General features: G+C 41.8%; 1 protein-coding gene. It reads left to right on the top strand.

Annotation, left to right across the window (positions count from 1 at the left end):
• On the top strand, positions 1-636 hold a 636-nt coding region (locus QNI15_RS38925), incomplete at both ends, for a hypothetical protein (protein ID WP_314037610.1).

Genomic DNA, 636 nt, shown 5'->3' with positions numbered 1-636 from the left:
CTCTTACCCAAACTATAAGCAATAATAGCTGGACACAAATTAGTATTACAGGAATAGTAGTTACCAACGGAACATGTGAAATAGGCTTTACTACTTCTGCCAGTGGAACCAGGTATATTTATGTAGATGATGTCTCTTTTACACAGACAGATGCTGCTTCAGATTATGATTATCCGATTGGTGATGCTGGCAAGTATGAACGCTTACGCATGAGTGTAACCTCCGATTTGAGCGTAAGTAGTGTGCTGGGATTTTTCACCTGGGGTACTTTGAGTGGTACCAATGGATTGCCACTGATAGAGGGTTTGAATATATTTTCCTTTCTAGCTCAGGATGGTTACTGGACACTGGAACCCAACACCGCACCTGCTAGTTCAGCCAGATACAATATAACCTTATATTTGCCTAATGCACCTACTGGTAGCGGTCCGCTTACTTTTGCCAAAAGACCTACACCTACAGCATCAGTTCCAAATCCCTCCTGGTCTTTCAACGGTAGTAGTGTAGTGGGCGATTACTCCATAAAAACTCAATATGGACGAAGTGGATTTTCAACTTTTTCGCAAATAGGCATTATCAGTGGAACTCCTGTGAGTTTACCTGTATCCTATCTTTCATTTAATGGCTATGCCACAG

Origin of the sequence: Xanthocytophaga flava, assembly GCF_030068545.1 — a bacterium.
In the GTDB taxonomy this organism is placed as follows: Bacteria; Bacteroidota; Bacteroidia; order Cytophagales; family 172606-1; genus Xanthocytophaga; species Xanthocytophaga flava.
The sequence above is the reverse complement of the archived record's forward strand: the minus strand, read 5'-3'. Positions and strand labels throughout refer to the sequence as shown.